Genomic DNA, 17805 nt, shown 5'->3' with positions numbered 1-17805 from the left:
GGGAACAATGCCTTGTCACAAACCCCTGTGCCGCTTGCCTTCGTCGCCGCTGATACGCCGGATGCGCGCGCCGCCAGGGACAGGCTCGCCGTCCGCTATGCCGGGGTCCCGCCGGAGGAGGCGGGGATCGTCGTGGCGCTGGGCGGCGATGGCTTCCTGCTGGAAACCCTGCACCGCTATCTGTTCCGGGGTGTGCCCGTCTATGGCATGAATCGCGGCTCCGTCGGCTTCCTGCTGAATGATTACAGCGAGGATGGGCTGACCCGCCGCCTGATGCGGGCGCAGCGCGTGGTGCTGCATCCGCTGCGCATGAAGGCGACGACGCGGGAAGGGATGGAGATCGAGGGTCTGGCCTTCAACGAGGTCTCCCTGCTGCGTGAGACGCGGCAGGCGGCCAAGCTGCGCGTCACGGTGGACGGGCGGGAACGGATGCCGGAACTGACCTGCGACGGGGCGCTGGTCTCCACCCCTGCCGGCAGCACCGCCTACAACCTGTCAGCCCATGGGCCGATTCTGCCTCTTGGTGCCGATATCCTGGCCCTGACCCCGATCAGCGCCTTTCGCCCCCGCCGCTGGCGCGGGGCCTTGCTGCCGCACACCGCCCGCATTCAGTTCGATGTGCTGGAACCGTCCAAGCGCCCTGTCAGCGCGGTGGCCGATTTCACCGAAGTGCGCGATGTGGCGCGGGTGGAGATCAGCGAGGATCGCAAGGTCGCCTGCACCCTGCTGTTCGACCCGGAAATGGCGCTGGAAGAGCGCATTCTGAAGGAACAGTTCACGTCATCGTAGCGCGGATTAACGAAGCGTAATCCGCGGAAAATCCGGTTCAGAGGGTGCCCGCGGATTACGCTTCGCTAATCCGCGCTACGCAACCACACCCTGCCCCACTAACGCCGGATACGGTGATCCAGGCGTTCATCCTCCAGGCCCGCCGGCTCCTGATGGATGGCGAATTCGGCATTGGGGAAGGCAGCGCGCAGTTCGCGCTCAATCTCGTCAGTGATGTCGTGCGCCTGCGCCAGGGTCAGGTGCGGGTCCAGTTCCAGGTGGAACTCGATATGCTGACCGATGCCTGTGGAACGGGTGCGAAGGTCGTGAAGGCCGCGCGTCTGCACATGCGCCCGCACCACCTCCTTCACCCGCGCCCGATCGGTATCGGGCAATTCCCGGTCCATCAGCACGCCCAGCGCCTCGCGCACGATACGGCTGGCTCCCCAGACCAGGAAGGCGGCGATGCCCAGCGCAAAGATCGGGTCCCAGTAGGGCCAGCCGGTCCAGGCCGTCAGGCCCAAGGCCGCGATGACCGCTGAGTTCATCAGCAGGTCGCCGCTGTAATGCATGCTGTCAGCCGCGATGGCCATTGAAGCAGTGCGCCGGATCACCCAGCGCTGGACCAGCAGCAGCAGGCCCGTCATGACGATGGCGAAGACCATGGTGGCAATGCCCAGCTCGGCATTCTCCACGGGGCGCGGTTCGGCCAGCCGCCCCACCCCTTCATAGCCCAGAAACACGCCCGACCCGGCCACGAACGCCGCTTGCGCCAATGCTGCCAGCGGTTCGGCCTTGCCGCGACCGAACCGGTGCTTGGTGTCGGGCGGCTGCAACGCCTGCGCCACCCCCAGCAAGGTGACGACGGAGGCCAGCAGGTCGACCGAACTGTCCATCAGGGAGGACAGGATCGCCACGGCCCCCGTCGCCATATAGGAAGCCAGCTTGGCCGCGATCAGGGTCAGGGCGACCGTCACACTGGCGTAGGTGGCCCACCGCCTGTACCTGTCCGCCGCCGCTGCCGTTACCGCCACCACACACCTGTCACATCAGGGATAAAGACGGCCCTTGGCCCATTCCCCCTCACCTTGACGGGTGAACAGGATACGGTCATGCAGCCGGTATTCGCGATCCTGCCAGAATTCGATCCGGTCGGGAACGACGCGAAAGCCGGTCCAATGCGGGGGGCGCGGCACTTCGCCGCCCCCGAACCGCGCCTCGGCATCGGCCACGGCCTGTTCCAGGGTGGCGCGGCTGTCCAGCGGACGCGACTGCTGGCTGGCCCAGGCACCGATGCGGCTGCCGCGCGGGCGGCTGGCGAAATAGGCATCGGCCTCGGCGTCGGTCACGCGCTCCACCGGTCCTTCGATCCGCACCTGCCGACGCAGTGATTTCCAATGGAAGGTCAGTGCCGCAAAGCGCGTGGCGTCCAGCTGGTCGCCCTTGCGGCTCTGCGTGTTGGTGAAAAAGGTGAAACCCCGGTCATCCAGGCCCTTCAGCAGCAGGATGCGCACCGACGGGCGGCCATCGGCACCGACCGTGGCGACCGACATGGCGTTGGGGTCGTTGATCTCCGCCGTCTCCGCCTCGGCGAACCACGCCCGGAACTGCGCAAAAGGATCGGTGGCGTTTTCCAGCGTCATGGCTTGATCTTCGTCATAGTTGCGCCTGAATTCATGACGAAGATAAGGAGCATGGGTTGTTTGTCCATGCCGTCCCCCGCATGGCACCCGTCCGCAGGCGGAAACGCCCGACGGTGAATGGTTCGGGGGCAAAGCGTGATCCGAGAAAGGTTCTGAAAAATGATTCGCAAGATCGTTGTCGCCACCGCCCTGGTGGCCCTGCTGGCCGGGTGTCAGACATCTGGCGGCAACAAGCAGACCGGTGGCGCCGTGATCGGCGGCCTGATCGGCGGTCTGGCGGGCAGCCAGATCGGCGGTGGTTCGGGCAAGCTGTGGGCGACGGGTGCTGGTGCCGTACTGGGCGCACTGATCGGCTCTGAAGTGGGCGCGTCGCTGGACAAGGCGGACCGCGCGGCGTTGGAACGCAACACCTACGCGTCTTTCAACGCGCCGCTGAACCAGCCCATCGTCTGGGACAATCCCCAGAACAATAACCGCGTCATCGTGACGCCGACCCAGGAAGGCCGTCAGGCAGGGACCAACGCCTATTGCCGCGAATACCAGCAGACGATCATTGTCGGCGGTCGCAGCGAGCAGGCCTTCGGTCGCGCCTGTCAGCAGCCGGATGGCTCCTGGAAGATCGTCAGCTGACGATCCGCCGGCACGGCAGGACATTACCCACCCCGCGCTATGGGCTGATCCCCATGGCGCGGGGTTTTTTATACGGATGCGCCGCCCCCGCCCTGTCGGCCATGCTTGACCGGGGGCCGCCGGGGCGTAGGATGCGGCAGGTTTTCCCTTTTCCTTCCTGCTGGTGACCATGCGCGATCCCTACCTTGTCCTCGGCCTGACACGCAGTGCCACTGCCGATGACATCAAGCAGGCCTTTCGCGGACTGGCCAAACAGTACCACCCCGACCTGAATCCGGGCCGCCCCGACATTGAACAGAAGTTCAAGGAGGTCAATGCCGCCTATTCCCTGCTGTCCGACCCGGACAAGCGGGCGCGGTTTGACAAGGGGGAGATCGATGCCAATGGTGCGGAACGGCCCGACCGCACCTTCCGCCGCGCCTGGGGGGCGGGTGCCGGCAAGGGCGCAGGCTTCGGCGCGCGCGGCCCCGGCGGCGGGGCCAAGCCAGGGGCGGGGGCGGGCGGCGGCGATGACCCGTTCGCCGACGATTTCTTCAACGATATTTTCGGGGCGACCAAGCGTCGCTATTCGGCGGGGGCCGGGGCAGGCGTCAAGGCCAAGGGCAGCGACGTCAACTACTCGGTCAGTGTCAGTTTTGCTGATGCTTGCCTGGGCGCCAAGCGCCGCCTGACCCTGTCCACGGGCAAGACCATCGATGTCAACATCCCCGCCGGTACACGCGACCAGACCAAGCTGCGTCTGAAGGGTCAGGGTCTGGCCGGTCTCGGCGGGGCCGGTGCCGGTGATGCCATTGTCGAGGTGCTGGTGGACCCCCACCCGCTTTTCACCCGCAAGGACGATGACATCCATCTCGACGTGCCGGTGACGTTGCAGGAGGCGGTGCTGGGTGCCGCCATCAAGGTGCCGACGCTGGATGGACAGGTGGCCGTGAAGGTCCCCGCCGGTGCCAACAGCGGCACCATCCTGCGCCTGAAGGGCAAGGGTATCCCCAATGCCGACCGCAAGGTGACGGGTGATCTTTATGTGAAGCTGATCGTGATGCTGCCCGAAAAGCCGGATGCGGAGCTGGCTGGCTTCATCGAGCGCTGGTCCAAGGGCAAAGATTACGACGTCCGCCGCAAGCTGGGCGTTTGACGGCAGGGGCATTCATCCCGGTTTGGATTCAATTCGAGCGCTTTGCTTATATTTGCCTCCCCCGCGAAAGCGGGGGCCCAGGGGCCACCGAGACCAAGCGTCGTAATAATCCCCCTGGACCCCCGCTTTCGCGGGGGAGGCACTGTCAGGGCAGTGGTAACGTTATTGCTTAACTGAACGCCTTCACGCCGCCTTGGCGTTCACCACACTGTCGAACAGTTCCTGCACCGTCTCGCGCTTCAGGTCTTTGACGATGAAGACAATGCGGGTGCTCTGATCCGCCGTGGGCCAGGCGTCCAGCTGAACCGGCGGGTGGAACAGGTGCTGTACGCCGTGGATGACGATGGGGCGCTCCGCCTCCTCCACATTCAGCAGGCCCTTCACGCGCAGGATATTGTCGCCCTGCGCCTTGGCCACCGTCTCGAAGAAAGTGACCAGCCCGTCCCAGGGCAGCGGCTTTTCCGACCGGATCACGAAGGACGAGATCTTGTCATTGTGGCGGTTGACGTCATGGTGGTGATGCTCATGACCGTGCCCGTGATCATGGTCGCAATGGCCATGATCGTGGTCGCAATGGCTGTGATCATGATGATCGTGCCCATGGTCATGGGTGTGATGCTCATGCCCATGGGCGTGGTCGTGGCCATGATCGTGGTCATGCCCGTGATCATGATGATCATGGGTGCAATGGCCGTGGTCATGATCGCAATGACCGTGGTCGTGATCATGGTGATGATCGTGCCCGCCTTCATAGGCTTCCGCCTTCAGCCAGCGCTGTACGTCCAGCGACTTGGTCGCCGGGTTATACAGGCCCGCATCGAACAGCAGGACGGGCAGCCCCTGATCCTTCTGCGCATCGACATGCACGGCACCAGGGTTCAGGTCATGCAGGCGGCGGCGCAGGGCCTCCACCTTGGCAGGTTCGGCCAGATCGGTCTTGGTCAAGACCACGCGGTCGGCCACGGCGGCCTGCTTCAGGCTTTCTTCATGCTCATCCAACTGGCCCATGCCGTGGACGCTGTCGATGGTGGTTACCACCCCGTCCAGACGGAAGCGCGAGGCGATCAGCGGATCGGTCATCAGCGTGTGCAGGATGGGGGCCGGATCGGCCAGACCCGTCGTCTCAATCACCACACGGTCGAATTCCGGGATCTCGCCCCGCATGCGCTTCATGTACAGGTCGCGCAGCGTCTCGGCCAGGTCGGAGCGGATAGTGCAGCACAGGCAGCCACTATCCATCAGCACCATATTCTCGTCCGACTGTTCGACCAGCAGATGGTCCAGCCCGACCTCACCAAATTCATTGATGACGACGGCGGTGCGCACCATGGCCGGATCGCGGATCAGGCGCGACAGCAACGTGGTCTTGCCGCTGCCCAGAAACCCGGTCAGGACGGAAATGGGCAGGCGGGGCGGCGGGCTGGGCGGGGTCTGTTGCGTAGACAAGGGAAGCTTCCTTGGGAAGAAGAAGGGTCGATTACATGGGGCAACATGTGGGGGGCCTAAACCCCGCTCGTCAATGGTCGCGGCAGTCGGGGCAGATGCCCGTTACCTCTACGGTCTGCCGCTGTACCGTGAAACCTTGGGCCGCCGCACTTTCGGCGATGGTCGCCGCGATGCGGCGGTCGGTCAGTTCGGTGGCATTGCCACAGCAGGAGCAGACCAGGAATTGCCCCGTATGGGCGGTGCCAGGGTCAGGACAGCCGACAAAGGCATTCTGGCTTTCGATGCGGTGGATCAGCCCCTGTTCCAGCAGGAAATCCAGAGCGCGATAGACAGTCAGGGGCGCCACCCTCTTACCATCGGCCGACAGGTCCTCCAGGATGGCATAGGCGCCGCGCGGCTTGTGGCTGGACCAGACCAGTTCCAGAACCCGCGCCCGCTGCGCCGTCAGGCGCACACCGCGTTCGGTACAGATCGCATCGGCCCGCGCCAGCGCATCCTTGACGCAGGACCCATGGTCATGGCGCACGGCATGGTCATGGTGGTGATGGGTGTGGCTGGACATGAAGCGGCCTTCGGCAGGGAGGGTGCCAATGTAGGCAGACAGAAGACGGAAGGAAAGACGGGTCAGCCCCCCTCCCCCCAACGCCTCACCCGGCCCGTATCAATATCAAACAGGTCCAGCACGCGCCCGATCGTGTGATCCACCATCTCGTCCAGGCTTTGCGGGTTGGCATAGAAGGCGGGAACGGGCGGATAGACGATGGCCCCCATCTCTGTCACCGCCGCCATGGAGCGGATATGGCCCAGATGCAGCGGCGTTTCCCGCAGCATCAGCACCAGCCGGCGGCGTTCCTTCAGCACGACATCGGCGGCGCGGGTGAGCAACGAACTGGTCACCCCCGACGCAATCTCCGACATCGACCGCACCGAACAGGGTGCCACGATCATGCCCATGGTGCGGAAACTGCCCGACGAAATGGCAGCGCCAATATCGGTGATGGCATAAGTGACATCGGCCAGGGCGCGGATATCCGCGACCTTCAGCCCCGACTCGTGCGCAGAGGTCACCTCGGCAGACCTGCTCATTACGAGGTGGGATTCGATGCCCAGCCGGCGTAACGTTTCAAGCAGGCGAATGCCGTAAACAATGCCCGACGCCCCGCTGATCCCGACGATCATACGTTGGGGCGGTGTCGCCGTCGGGTGCTGGTCAGGACCGGAAGAACCGGCCGGCTGTGGGAGGATATCTGCCATGGAGGTGATGTAGCGCCCCCGATGGTTTTCGTCCAGGGTGGGCAACCCCCCTCTCGAAAAACCCCACCACCCTATCCATATGCATAGAGCCACAGGTTACGATTCCATGTCAGGATCGTGACCCATGTTTTGTCCATCAGGAAAGGTCAAGCCGCGTTTCAGGTACCAACAACCAGACAGGTCCGTTGTTCCATCGTTCAAGAAGGAGAGGCCGTATGTTGTTTCCCGAGCGTGTTGAATCGCTGCGCACGAAGCACGAGAACCTGGACCGGGAGGTGCGCATGGAATCGCGCCGCCCCATGCCCGACACAACGACCCTGACCCGCCTGAAAATGGAGAAATTGCGCGTGAAGGAGGAAATGGACCGTCTGGCCCGCGCCTGACGACATTTCCGGCCCCGAACGGCCAGAGGAAAGGCCCTCGTCCGAACACCGGACGGGGGCCTTTTGTTTCAGTGATGATCCTGCGGCACCGGCCTGTCCGACAGATAAACCTGCCCGCCCTTCTCCTTGAAGGCCGCCGACATCGCCGCCATCCCTTCCTGGGCCGCCGCGTAATCACGCACTTCCTGCGTGATCTTCATGGAGCAGAATTTCGGCCCGCACATGGAGCAGAAATGCGCTAGCTTGGCCCCTTCGGCCGGCAGGGTCTGATCGTGATATTTCTCCGCCGTTTCGGGATCGAGCGACAGGTTGAACTGGTCGCGCCAGCGGAATTCGAACCGCGCCCGACTCAACGCGTCATCACGTTCCTGTGCCCCCGGATGGCCCTTGGCCAGATCGGCGGCGTGGGCCGCCAGCTTATAGGTGATGACGCCCACCTTCACATCATCGCGGTCGGGCAGGCCCAGATGTTCCTTGGGCGTGACGTAGCAAAGCATGGAAGTGCCGAACCAGCCGATCATGGCCGCCCCGATGCCGCTGGTGATGTGGTCATACCCCGGCGCGATGTCCGTGGTCAGCGGCCCCAGCGTGTAGAAGGGTGCCTCACCACAGACCTTCAGCTGCTTGTCCATATTGGCCTTGATCTTGTGCATGGGCACATGTCCCGGCCCTTCGATCATCACCTGCACGTCATGCTTCCAGGCGATCTGCGTCAGTTCGCCCAGCGTGTCCAGCTCCGCGAACTGGGCGGCATCATTGGCATCGGCGATGCTGCCGGGGCGCAGACCGTCGCCCAGGGAGAAGGCGATGTCATAGGCCTTCATGATCTCGCAGATTTCCTCAAAATGTGTGTAGAGGAAGTTTTCCTTGTGGTGCGCCAGGCACCATTTGGCCATGATGGACCCGCCCCGGCTGACAATCCCCGTCACCCGTTTGGCGGTCAGGGGGATATGGGCCAGCCGCACCCCGGCATGGATGGTGAAGTAATCCACCCCCTGTTCGGCCTGCTCAATCAGCGTGTCGCGGAACAGCTCCCAGGTCAGGTCCTCCGCCTTGCCGCCCACCTTCTCCAGCGCCTGATAGATCGGCACAGTGCCGATGGGGACCGGTGAATTGCGGATGATCCATTCGCGGATCGTGTGGATATTCCGGCCCGTGGACAGGTCCATGACTGTATCGGCCCCCCAGCGGATGGCCCAGACCAGCTTATCCACCTCATCCGCGACGGACGAGGTGACCGCCGAGTTGCCGATATTGGCGTTGATCTTCACCAGAAAGTTCCGGCCGATGATCATCGGCTCTGTCTCCGGGTGGTTGATATTGTTGGGGATGATGGCGCGGCCCCGCGCGATCTCGTCGCGCACGAATTCCGGCGTCACATAGTCGGGGATCGACGCCCCGAAATCCTCCCCATCGCGCGCCACCTGTTCGGCCAGACGCTGCCGGCCCAGATTCTCGCGGATGGCGACATATTCCATCTCCGGCGTGATGATGCCTTGGCGGGCGTAATGAAGCTGGCTGACATTGGCACCGGCCTTGGCCCGCAGAGGCCGGCGGGCCGCGCGGTCAAACAGCGGTACCGGGCTTTCCTGCCCCTCGCGCAGGCCATTATCCTCCGGCTTCACCTGCCGCCCGTCATAGGCCTCCACATCACCCCGCGCCGTCACCCAGGACCGGCGCAGTTCGGGCAGGCCTAACCGGATATCGGTGCGGATGGCCGGGTCGGTATAGGGACCGGACGGGTCATAGACGCGCACCGGCGGCTCATTGGCGCTGGGCGACAGGTCAATCTCGCGCATGGAAACGCGCAGGTCGGGAAAGCGCTCCCCCGCGACATGCACTTTGCGGCTGGCCGGCAGCGGGCCGGTGGTCACGCGGAATTCGGGATCGGTAATGTTTGTATCTGGCATCTGGACCTCCCTTGATATGGAGATCCGGGTTTGCGCACGGGGTGCGGCGGCAATGTTGGGGCAAACGGAGCCCCTATGCTTCCATCCCTACGCCGGTACGACCCGGATCAGGTTCGAAGGGTTCCCGCGCCGGTGCCGCCATCAATGGCGGTCCATGCGGTGTCTCAGCCCCCTGCCGGGGTTCCCCTTGGACGGAGGGAAGGTGCGGGATGATGGGGTCGGGTGTCAAGGGTGGGTAGTTCAGGAGACGAACAAATGAAAAGCCCCGGCCCACCATGCAGGTGGACCGGGGCCATATCATTCGCCAGTGATGCGGTGCTGCTTACTGCCCGCCTTCCAGCGACAGGGCCAGGAAGGTCTGCTCACCACGGCGTTCGACCAGCAGCAGCACGGCCTTCTGGCCGGCGGTCTTGGCCTTGGTCACGCGATCCTGCACGTCGGCGGGGGTGGTCACGGCCTGCTGGCTGACTTCCAGCACCACATCGCCGGGGCGCAGCTGGCGGGACTGCGGCGGGGCGTTGGGGTTCACCTTGGTGATGACCACGCCCTTGGTACCCTCGGCCAGCTCAAACTGCTTGCGCAGTTCCGGGGAGATGGAGGAGACGGTGAGGCCCAGCGCGTCCACCTGCTGCTGAACAGCGCCCTTGCCGGGTGCCTGCTCCTCCTGCTCGCCCTCTTCCTCGGCAGCGGCCGCTTCCTCGGGGAACTCGGCCAGGGTCACGACCACATTCTGGGGTGCGCCCTTGCGAGAGATGCCGACATTGACCTTGGTGCCCACCGGCGTGCCGGCCACCATGCGCGGCAGGGTGCGGTTATTGGCCACTTCCTTGCCGTCAAAGGTCAGGATGACGTCGCCGGGCTTCAGGCCAGCCTCGGCGGCGGGGCTGGCTTCCGTGACGGTACCAACCAACGCGCCCTTGTGATGGGCCAGACCCATGCTTTCGGCGATTTCCGGGGTCACCGACTGAATCTGCACACCCAGCCAGCCACGGCGCACCTTGCCGGCCTTGCGGATTTCCTCAATCACGGTGCGGGCCATGCTGGACGGGATGGCAAAGCCGATACCGACCGAACCACCCGTGCGGCTATAGATGGCGGAATTGATGCCGACCACGTCGCCGGCCAGATTGACCAGCGGGCCACCGGAATTGCCCTGGTTGATGGCGGCGTCGGTCTGGATGAAATCGTCGAAGCGACCAGCACCGATATCGCGGGCGCGGGCCGACACAATGCCGGCGGTGACGGTGCCGCCCAGGCCGAACGGGTTGCCGATGGCCACGACCCAGTCGCCAACCTTCAGCACATCACTGTCGCCCCATTTCAGGGCCGTCAGCTTCTGCTTGGTCTCCACCTTCAGCAAGGCCAGATCGGTCTCCTTGTCGGTGCCGATCAGCTTGGCCTTCAATTCCGTCTGGTCGGCATCCTGGAAGATGACGGTGATCTCGTCCGCCCCCTCAATCACGTGATTGTTGGTGACGATGTAACCCGACGCATCAATGATGAAGCCCGACCCCAGCGATTGCGCCTTGCGCGGGGTGCCTTGGCCCTGCTGCTGGCGTTCCAGGAAGTCGCGGAAGAATTCCTCCATCGGCGAGCCGGGGGGGAAGTCGGGCATGGGCACGGCACCCCGGCCACCCGGCTTGTTCTGGATCGTCTGGCTGGTCGAGATATTGACCACCGACGGCAGCGTCTTTTCGGCCAGCGGCGCAAAACTGTCGGGCGCGCCGCGCTGGGCCAGGGCCGGCGGGGTAAAGATCAGGGCGGCGGTCACCGCCAGCAGCGACAACAGGCCGGCCACGCGGCCTTCCCGGACGGCGGCCCCGGCAGGGGCGCAGGCGGAACGGGAACGGAAGGCGTCGATCACGTCAATCTCCAGGGGCCGGTCATCCGCGCCCACACCCCGGGGCACGCATCGGCACGCCGGCCCGAAAGGGGCGCACCGACAGCCAAGGAATATAGCGTGAAAGGCCGCCTTGCGAAGCATTCCTTCGTAACAGGCGGATGGTCTTTGGTGCGAAAGCGGCACCAAAACCCTTATCCCCGGATCGCAGCCACCGCCACGACACCCAGAATGGCAGCACCCAGCCCGATCCGGCGCAGCATCGCCGGTTCCATGCCCGTGATGCGTACCGCCATGTCCCGCATGGAATTGGGTGCCACAGCATAAAGCAGCCCCTCGATCACGAAGACCAGGGCCAGTGCAGTCAGGAAATCGGTCACGGGGGAGGTCCAGGACAGGAGGGGGCGCGGGACGGCGCAAACCGTCCCGCGCAAGGCAACATCACCGCTTGGTCACGGTGCCCGTGCTGTTGAAGTAGCGGAAGAACTCGCTGTCCGGTGACAGGACCATCTGCGTGTTATCCCCCTTCATCGCCGTCTTGTATGCATCCAGCGACCGGTAGAAGGCATAGAAATCCGGGCTTTTGTTCGCGGATTCGGCCAGGATGCGGATGGCCTGATTATCGCCCTCACCGCGCAGGATCTGGCTGTCGCGCTGGGCTTCAGCCAGGATGACGGTGCGTTCGCGTTCGGCCCGGCTGCGGATCTGCTGGGCCTGCTCGCTGCCCTGTGCGCGGGCTTCCTTGGCCTCGCGCTCGCGTTCCGACCGCATACGCTCATACACGGCCTGCGAGGTGGCTTCGGGCAGGTCGGCGCGGCGGATGCGGACATCGACGATTTCCACACCGAAGCGCGCGGCCTCCTGGTTCACCTGCGCCTTGATGTCGGTCATCACCTTGGCGCGTTCCTTGGACAGGACAGCCAGCAGGGTGGAATTACCCAGCACGCGGCGCAGGGCCGAATTCACCGTTGCGGCCAGACGCTGTTCGGCCACCACCTCATTGCCGACCGACGTATAGAACTGCAACGGATCGGTGATGCGGTAACGGGCAAAGGCGTCCACCTCCAGGCGTTTCTGGTCGGCCAGGATCACCTGTTCGACCGGCGGGTCAACATCCAGGACGCGGGCATCAATCAGAACCACATTCTGGACGAACGGGATCTTTGCATGCAGGCCCGGCTCCTGAACCGTCCGCTTCCATTCACCCAATTGCAGAACCAACGCCTGCTGCGTCTGGTTCACGGTGAACAGGGAGGCCGAGGCCAGAATGGCGGTGGCGGCGGCGGCAATGCCGAGAGCGACGAGTTTGGTGCTCATGGTCAGTCCCCCTTACTGGCGCGGTGCGGCCGAAGCGGCCGGCGTCTGTTGGCGGATCTGGTTGGTCAGCTCGTTCAGCGGCAGGAACGGCACCACGCCGCTGCCCTTGCCCTGATCGATGATGATCTTGTTGGTGCCGCCCAGCACCTCCTGCATGGTTTCCAGATACATGCGACGGGCCGTGATTTCCGGCGCCTGGTTATAGGCGGCCATGACCTGGGCGAAACGCTGCGCATCACCCTGTGCCAGGCTCACCACCTGCTCACGATAGGCAGACGCCTGCTGGATCAGCTGTTCCGCCTCACCACGGGCGCGGGGAATGATGTCGTTGCGATAGGCCTCGGCCTCGTTGCGCAGACGCTCGCGGTCCTGGCGGGCGCGCTGCACATCGTTGAAGGCATCGACCACGGGGGCCGGCGGGTCCACCTTCTGCAATTGCACCTGCGTGATCTCGATACCGGACTGGTATTCGTCCAGCATGGTCTGCAGCAGGGCCTTGGTCTGCTGTTCGATATCCTGGCGCGCCTCGGTCAGGGCGGGCTGGATATCGGTGCGGCCGATCACCTCGCGCATGGCGCTTTCGGCGGCCATCTTTACCGTGTTGGCCGGATCGCGGATTTTGAACAGGTAATGGCCGGCATCCTTGATCACCCACAGGACCGTAAAGTCGATGTCGATGATATTCTCGTCGCCCGTCAGCATCAGGCTTTCGTCCAGGACGTCGCCGCCGCCGGGGCGCCGGCTGTCGGTGCCGGAGCGGTAGCCGACCTCAAGCCGGTTGACCAGCGTCACCTTGGGTGTGTCCACCATCTCAATGGGTGCCGGCAGGTGATAGCGAAGGCCTGGCTGTTCGGTGCGGACATATTCGCCGAATCGCCGTACCACGCCCTGTTCGTCCGGCTGTACCCGGTAGATGCCCGACAGGCCCCACAGCACGCCCAGCGCCAGCACACCCAGCATAATGCCCTTGCCGCCGCCAAGGCCGCCGGGCGTCAGGTTCTTGAACCGCTCCTGCCCCTTGCGCAGCAGTTCCTCCAGGTCGGGGCCGCCGGGCGGTTGTCCGCCGCCGCCACCGCCGGGCGGACGGCCCCACGGATTGTTACCGCCGCCATTGCCGCCACCGCCCGGGGGAGAGCCCCAGGGGCCACCGCCATTGCCGCCACCTTGATTGTTCCAGGGCATATTCCCGACCCTTTGGTGATTGGACCCAACACACTGCCAAACCGACAGGCCTGCCCACAGGGACAGGACGCTTTCTCTCGACGCTCTGCCACCCTATATATCGCGGCGCACCGGAGACAAGGCCCTTGGCCCATCGGTCACCGCAGATATTGGGAAAAGAACGGGGTTTTCAACCATGGCCGTGGTCAGCGAGGAAAAGGTTCTGCAGGCGCTCGGCACCGTAACGGACCCTGACCGGGGGGCCGACGTGGTTTCGCTGGGCATGGTTTCGGGCCTGACGGTGAAGGACGGCAATGTTGCCTTCGCGCTGGAGGTGGACCCCGCCAAGGGTGCCGCATTGGAACCATTGCGTCAGGCGGCGGAAAAGGCTGTGGACGCCCTGCCCGGCGTTACCTCGGTCACTGCCATGCTGACGGCCCATCGCGCCCCGCCCAAACTGGGTGGCGGACACGACCATAAGGGTCATGATCATAAGGGTCACAGCCATGGCCCTACCCCCGCCGCCGCCCCACCGCCGAAACCTGCCAAGATCGGCGTGCCTGGCGTGCGCGCCATCATCGCCGTCGCCTCGGGCAAGGGCGGGGTGGGCAAATCCACCACGTCCGTCAACCTGGCCCTAGGCATGGCGGCCAATGGCCTGCGCGTCGGCCTGTTGGATGCCGATATCTATGGCCCGTCCCTGCCCCGCATGCTGGGCCTGTCGGGCAAGCCGGAAATGGTAGACGGCAAGGTCCTGCGCCCGCATGTGCGCCATGGGGTGAAGGTCATGTCCATGGGTTTCCTGGTGGCCGAAGAAACCCCGATGATCTGGCGCGGCCCCATGGTCATGGGTGCCATTCAGCAGATGCTGCGCGATGTCGCCTGGGGCGAACTGGATGTGCTGGTGGTCGATATGCCGCCGGGCACGGGCGACGCGCAACTGTCCCTGTCGCAGAATGTGCCGCTGGCCGGCGCCGTCATCGTCTCCACGCCGCAGGACATCGCCCTGCTGGATGCGCGCAAGGGGCTGAACATGTTCCGCCGCGTCGATGTGCCCGTCCTGGGCATCGTGGAGAATATGTCCTATTTCTGCTGCCCCAATTGCGGCCACCGCAGCGACATCTTCAGCCATGGCGGTGCGCGGGCGGAGGCCGAGAAGCTGTCGATCGATTTCCTGGGCGAGGTGCCCCTGGACATCGCCATCCGCGAGACCAGCGATGGCGGCGACCCCATCGTTGTCTCCCAGCCCGACAGCGAGCATGCCAAGGTCTACCGCGCCATCGCCGCCCGCGTCTGGGACAAGGTCAGCATCGGCGGCGGGCGCGCGGCCCCGCGCATCGTGATCGAATGATGGAAGCGCGCCCAATTCAATAGTGTGACTATTTGTGAGTACCCTTGTCGGCTTGGCGCGATATTTTACATGTGTTCATTTGAAACACCCTTTCGCGGACAGCCCGCGAAAAGACGGATTGCTGCACTGCGTATCGTGCAATGGATTTTTCCTTTCCGCCCGACCCGGTATTTGGTACATAAACTTCGTACTCCGCTGGAGGACGGACAGGATGTATCAAGACGAACCGATCCGAGTTGCATATGCGTTTCGCGATGGCGCCCACTCTTTCCGGGCTGCCGACCCTCGCACGGGTGATATTCAGGTTGCGCACGGCGTACCCGAAGTCGCCTATGAGGAAGTAACGCGCACGCTAAGCGAGCGGGTGGCCGGTCGTCTGGGTGCATATGCCCAGGCCCGGCCCCAGCTGGCGTTCAAGGAATTCTGGACGTGGCTGCAGATGAACCCCATCGCCGCCATGCCGAACACCCCTTGCCATGTCGAGTTCGCTTGGGAAGTCCGACCCTGAACCCGGTATGGTAAGTCGCCATGTAGGCGGTATGTGTATGGATTGCTGAACAACTGGCGCCCGGCCCCAATCCGGGCGCCATTTTTTTATTCCGGCCAGAAGCCGTCATCCGCCATCTGGTCATAGGTGAAGGGGCAGGTGGCCGGGAAGGTGGCACGGGATAGACCGGTTTCCCGTTCGACTGCGACCAAAGCCAGACGATAAGCCTGTTCAATCGCCTCCAGCAGCCGGCTCCGCAGGCTGGGATTATCAGCCATATGGTCAAGAAGTTGCTGACGCTGCTCTTCGATGGTCAATGTCCAACTGCGGCTACGTAGGGCCGGCTGAAACTGCCATTTGAGTAGATGCAGCATCAGGACCTTCAAGCGGCTGACCAACTCGCGCTTTTCCGTCCGCCCCATGCTCTCGATCTCCTCGGCAATGTTGGCGATGTCGGCGGCATCGAGTTTCCCCGCGCGCAGCAGGGCTGCCTGCTGGTTGGCCCAGGCGTAGAAATCCTTCTCATAAAGGCTCATGGCACCCTCCCTGGCGACAACCCAGATTTGGGCAATCACCGGCGGCGGGGCAAGCGGAAACCGCCTGCCCCGCTCTGACCGCTTACCGAAGCGCCTGTTCCAGATCGGACAGCAGGTCGTTCACATCCTCCACCCCCACCGACAGACGCACCAGACCGTCATCAATGCCAATAGCGGCGCGCTGTTCAGGCGGGATGCTGGCATGGGTCATGATGGCCGGGTGTTCGATCAGGCTTTCAACCCCGCCCAGGCTCTCAGCCAGACTGAACAGTTCCGTCCGTTCCAGCATGCGGCGTGCCGGCTCCAGCCCGCCTTTCAGGTGGATGGTCACCATGCCGCCGCCGGCCCGCATCTGCCGCTTGGCCAGATCATGCTGGGCATGGCTGGGCAGGAACGGGTAGCGCACCTTTGCCACCGACGGATGCTTTTCCAGCCATTCGGCGATCACGCCCGCATTCTGGCAATGGCGCTCCATACGCAGCGCCAGGGTCTTCAGGCTGCGCATCACCAGGAAACTGTCGAACGGACCCTGGATGGCGCCGACGGCATTATGCAGGAAGGCCATGCGGTCGGCGATCTCGCCGGCCTCCCGCACCACCGCCACACCGCCGACCATGTCGGAATGGCCGTTCAGATATTTGGTGGCCGAATGGACCACAATGTCGAACCCCTGTTCCAGCGGTCGCTGTATCCACGGGCTGGCAAAGGTATTGTCGGCGACGGAAATCAGGTTATGCGTCCGGGCCAGCTGCGCCAGCGCCTCAAGATCGGCCAACTTCAACAGCGGGTTGGTCGGCGTCTCCACCCAGATCATGCGGGTTTCCGGACGGATGGCCGCCTTCACGGCGTCCAGGTCGGACAGATCGACTGTCGTCACCGACAGGTTTGCCGTGCGCGACCGCACCCGATGTAGCAGGCGGTATGTGCCGCCATAGAGATCATCCGACGCGATGACATGCGCGCCGGCATCCAGCAACTCCAGGATCGTCGCTTCCGCCGCCAGCCCAGAGGCAAAGGCATAGCCGCGATGACCCGACTCCAGATCGGCGATACAGGCCTCATAAGCCATGCGCGTCGGGTTCTGGCTGCGGGCATATTCATAGCCCTTATGAACGCCTGGGCTTTCCTGCACGAACGTACTGGTGGCGTAGATCGGCACCATGATGGCGCCGGTCGTGGGGTCGGGCTGCTGGCCGGCATGGATGGCGCGGGTGGCGAATCCCTGGCGGTTGGGGCGGTCCTTCATGCTGAACATCCTCTGTTGTAAGCGCCCAACCTCTAACGTGTCGGGTCGTTGACAGCCTCGGCCAGCACTTCCTCCAGCCGGGCGATGAACTGGGCGATATGCAACCCGTCGATCAGGCCGTGATGGGCCTGCACCGCGACGGGGAAATCCACGCGGCCATTGCTCTGGCCGAACTTGCCGATGGCGATATTGGGGATGGAGCAATCCCCGAACCGTGCCATCGGATGCTGGATGGAGGTGAAGCGCAGCCAGGGCAGGCAGGTCGCAAAGATGTAGTCCCGGCTGGTCAGCGGTTTCAGACGCAACTCCACGGCGTCGCGCGCCAGTTCCCGGTCGGCCAAGTAGGCGGCCAGGAAGGCCTGGAAGTCCGGCGTATAGGGAATGGTGGAGAAATTCAGATTCTGGTCCCGCCCGATGACCGTATAGGACAGGGTCAGGTCCTTCACCTCGCTGACCCGCTTTTCCAGCAGGCGCAGGCGCATATGCGGGATATCCATGCTGGCCCGCCCGATGGCGTGCAGCACGCGGGCGAAAGGGGGAATGCCCGCGTGCTTGGCCGGGGTCACGAAATCCGGGCAATCGGCAACCGCCGCGATATTCACGGCGGGCTGGTCATAGCGGTCAAAAAGGGCGATCTGGCGGCTGCGGTCGATCAATTCAATGCTCCCATGACGGGTTCCCGACCCGATCCGGGGCAC

General features: G+C 64.1%; 19 protein-coding genes and 1 riboswitch. Of the genes, 6 read left to right on the top strand and 13 right to left on the bottom strand.

What is annotated here, in order from left to right; translation table 11 throughout:
* The first annotated feature begins 12 nt into the window (after positions 1-12).
* Entirely contained in the window at positions 13-789 is a 777-nt protein-coding gene (locus ABC729_RS01375) for an NAD kinase (protein WP_495605886.1), read from the top strand.
* A 98-nt stretch (positions 790-887) separates the two neighbouring features.
* On the opposite strand, the gene ABC729_RS01370 is transcribed toward ABC729_RS01375, so the two are convergent.
* Positions 888-1802, bottom strand: a complete 915-nt coding sequence (locus ABC729_RS01370) for a cation diffusion facilitator family transporter (RefSeq protein WP_495605885.1) — start codon at positions 1800-1802, stop codon at positions 888-890.
* Positions 1803-1817: 15 nt separating this feature from the next.
* A complete protein-coding gene (gene pdxH / locus ABC729_RS01365) occupies positions 1818-2411 on the bottom strand; it encodes a pyridoxamine 5'-phosphate oxidase (RefSeq protein ID WP_495605884.1) in 594 nt (197 codons plus the stop codon).
* 159 nt (positions 2412-2570) lie between these two features.
* Here pdxH and ABC729_RS01360 point away from each other — a divergent pair, with 159 nt between their 5' ends.
* On the top strand, positions 2571-3041 hold the full coding sequence (locus ABC729_RS01360; protein ID WP_495605883.1) for an RT0821/Lpp0805 family surface protein: 471 nt from the start codon (positions 2571-2573) through the stop codon (positions 3039-3041).
* A 169-nt stretch (positions 3042-3210) separates the two neighbouring features.
* On the top strand, positions 3211-4176 hold the full coding sequence (locus tag ABC729_RS01355; protein ID WP_495605882.1) for a DnaJ C-terminal domain-containing protein: 966 nt from the start codon (positions 3211-3213) through the stop codon (positions 4174-4176).
* Between the two features lie 183 nt (positions 4177-4359).
* Here the strand turns inward: ABC729_RS01355 and ABC729_RS01350 are convergent, their stop codons facing one another.
* The 3 genes from ABC729_RS01350 to ABC729_RS01340 form a co-directional block, all read right to left on the bottom strand.
* Positions 4360-5622: a CobW family GTP-binding protein gene (locus ABC729_RS01350; protein WP_495605881.1), complete on the bottom strand. Its 1263-nt coding sequence runs from the start codon at positions 5620-5622 to the stop codon at positions 4360-4362.
* Positions 5623-5692: 70 nt separating this feature from the next.
* Complete coding sequence (locus ABC729_RS01345; RefSeq protein WP_495605880.1) at positions 5693-6184, bottom strand: Fur family transcriptional regulator; 492 nt, start codon at positions 6182-6184, stop codon at positions 5693-5695.
* A 62-nt stretch (positions 6185-6246) separates the two neighbouring features.
* The gene (locus ABC729_RS01340) at positions 6247-6876 is read right to left on the bottom strand and encodes a UbiX family flavin prenyltransferase (protein WP_495608622.1); all 630 of its coding nucleotides are present in this window, start codon (positions 6874-6876) and stop codon (positions 6247-6249) included.
* 215 nt (positions 6877-7091) lie between these two features.
* Here ABC729_RS01340 and ABC729_RS01335 point away from each other — a divergent pair, with 215 nt between their 5' ends.
* The gene (locus ABC729_RS01335; protein WP_102111892.1) at positions 7092-7259 is read left to right on the top strand and encodes a YdcH family protein; all 168 of its coding nucleotides are present in this window, start codon (positions 7092-7094) and stop codon (positions 7257-7259) included.
* Between the two features lie 68 nt (positions 7260-7327).
* Here the strand turns inward: ABC729_RS01335 and thiC are convergent, their stop codons facing one another.
* The 5 genes from thiC to hflK all read right to left on the bottom strand — a co-directional run bounded on the left by thiC (position 7328) and on the right by hflK (position 13508).
* Complete coding sequence (gene thiC, locus ABC729_RS01330; protein ID WP_495605879.1) at positions 7328-9169, bottom strand: phosphomethylpyrimidine synthase ThiC; 1842 nt, start codon at positions 9167-9169, stop codon at positions 7328-7330.
* A 67-nt stretch (positions 9170-9236) separates the two neighbouring features.
* Positions 9237-9367: riboswitch (TPP riboswitch) on the bottom strand.
* A 124-nt stretch (positions 9368-9491) separates the two neighbouring features.
* Entirely contained in the window at positions 9492-11078 is a 1587-nt protein-coding gene (locus ABC729_RS01325; RefSeq protein WP_495605878.1) for a DegQ family serine endoprotease, read from the bottom strand.
* Between the two features lie 125 nt (positions 11079-11203).
* Positions 11204-11389 carry a DUF2065 domain-containing protein gene (locus tag ABC729_RS01320; protein ID WP_495605877.1) on the bottom strand — a complete coding sequence of 62 codons (186 nt, stop codon included), beginning with the start codon at positions 11387-11389 and terminating at the stop codon, positions 11204-11206.
* A gap of 61 nt (positions 11390-11450) precedes the next feature.
* Entirely contained in the window at positions 11451-12326 is an 876-nt protein-coding gene (gene hflC / locus ABC729_RS01315; RefSeq protein ID WP_495605876.1) for a protease modulator HflC, read from the bottom strand.
* Between the two features lie 12 nt (positions 12327-12338).
* Positions 12339-13508: an FtsH protease activity modulator HflK gene (gene hflK / locus ABC729_RS01310; protein ID WP_495605875.1), complete on the bottom strand. Its 1170-nt coding sequence runs from the start codon at positions 13506-13508 to the stop codon at positions 12339-12341.
* Positions 13509-13683: 175 nt separating this feature from the next.
* On the opposite strand from hflK, the gene apbC reads away from it, so the two are divergent.
* Both apbC and ABC729_RS01300 read left to right on the top strand, forming a co-directional pair.
* A complete protein-coding gene (gene apbC, locus ABC729_RS01305) occupies positions 13684-14838 on the top strand; it encodes an iron-sulfur cluster carrier protein ApbC (protein WP_495605874.1) in 1155 nt (384 codons plus the stop codon).
* A 211-nt stretch (positions 14839-15049) separates the two neighbouring features.
* Positions 15050-15346 (top strand): hypothetical protein, encoded by a 297-nt coding sequence (locus ABC729_RS01300; protein WP_495605873.1) that lies wholly within the window; start codon positions 15050-15052, stop codon positions 15344-15346.
* Between the two features lie 86 nt (positions 15347-15432).
* Here ABC729_RS01300 and ABC729_RS01295 read toward each other — a convergent pair whose 3' ends face one another.
* The 3 genes from ABC729_RS01295 to ABC729_RS01285 all read right to left on the bottom strand — a co-directional run bounded on the left by ABC729_RS01295 (position 15433) and on the right by ABC729_RS01285 (position 17763).
* The gene (locus ABC729_RS01295) at positions 15433-15861 is read right to left on the bottom strand and encodes a DUF29 domain-containing protein (RefSeq protein WP_495605872.1); all 429 of its coding nucleotides are present in this window, start codon (positions 15859-15861) and stop codon (positions 15433-15435) included.
* Between the two features lie 82 nt (positions 15862-15943).
* Positions 15944-17107, bottom strand: coding sequence for a cystathionine gamma-synthase (locus ABC729_RS01290; protein WP_495605871.1), 1164 nt, complete (start codon positions 17105-17107; stop codon positions 15944-15946).
* A gap of 32 nt (positions 17108-17139) precedes the next feature.
* Positions 17140-17763 carry a CatA-like O-acetyltransferase gene (locus tag ABC729_RS01285; RefSeq protein WP_495605870.1) on the bottom strand — a complete coding sequence of 208 codons (624 nt, stop codon included), beginning with the start codon at positions 17761-17763 and terminating at the stop codon, positions 17140-17142.
* Positions 17764-17805 lie beyond the last annotated feature (42 nt).

The sequence above is a fragment of the Niveispirillum sp. CC-CTL257 genome, from assembly GCF_059489915.1.
The sequence above is the reverse complement of the archived record's forward strand: the minus strand, read 5'-3'. Positions and strand labels throughout refer to the sequence as shown.

Coding starts and splice junctions, on each gene's coding strand:
- apbC (WP_495605874.1), top strand. CDS start 13,684: ATGGCCGTGGTCAGCGAGGAAAAGGTTCTGCAGGCGCTCGGCACCGTA.
- hflC (WP_495605876.1), bottom strand. CDS start 12,326: ATGAGCACCAAACTCGTCGCTCTCGGCATTGCCGCCGCCGCCACCGCC.
- ABC729_RS01345 (WP_495605880.1), bottom strand. CDS start 6,184: ATGTCCAGCCACACCCATCACCACCATGACCATGCCGTGCGCCATGAC.
- ABC729_RS01335 (WP_102111892.1), top strand. CDS start 7,092: ATGTTGTTTCCCGAGCGTGTTGAATCGCTGCGCACGAAGCACGAGAAC.
- ABC729_RS01295 (WP_495605872.1), bottom strand. CDS start 15,861: ATGAGCCTTTATGAGAAGGATTTCTACGCCTGGGCCAACCAGCAGGCA.
- ABC729_RS01290 (WP_495605871.1), bottom strand. CDS start 17,107: ATGAAGGACCGCCCCAACCGCCAGGGATTCGCCACCCGCGCCATCCAT.
- thiC (WP_495605879.1), bottom strand. CDS start 9,169: ATGCCAGATACAAACATTACCGATCCCGAATTCCGCGTGACCACCGGC.
- ABC729_RS01300 (WP_495605873.1), top strand. CDS start 15,050: ATGTATCAAGACGAACCGATCCGAGTTGCATATGCGTTTCGCGATGGC.
- ABC729_RS01355 (WP_495605882.1), top strand. CDS start 3,211: ATGCGCGATCCCTACCTTGTCCTCGGCCTGACACGCAGTGCCACTGCC.
- ABC729_RS01360 (WP_495605883.1), top strand. CDS start 2,571: ATGATTCGCAAGATCGTTGTCGCCACCGCCCTGGTGGCCCTGCTGGCC.
- pdxH (WP_495605884.1), bottom strand. CDS start 2,411: ATGACGCTGGAAAACGCCACCGATCCTTTTGCGCAGTTCCGGGCGTGG.
- hflK (WP_495605875.1), bottom strand. CDS start 13,508: ATGCCCTGGAACAATCAAGGTGGCGGCAATGGCGGTGGCCCCTGGGGC.
- ABC729_RS01340 (WP_495608622.1), bottom strand. CDS start 6,876: ATGGCAGATATCCTCCCACAGCCGGCCGGTTCTTCCGGTCCTGACCAG.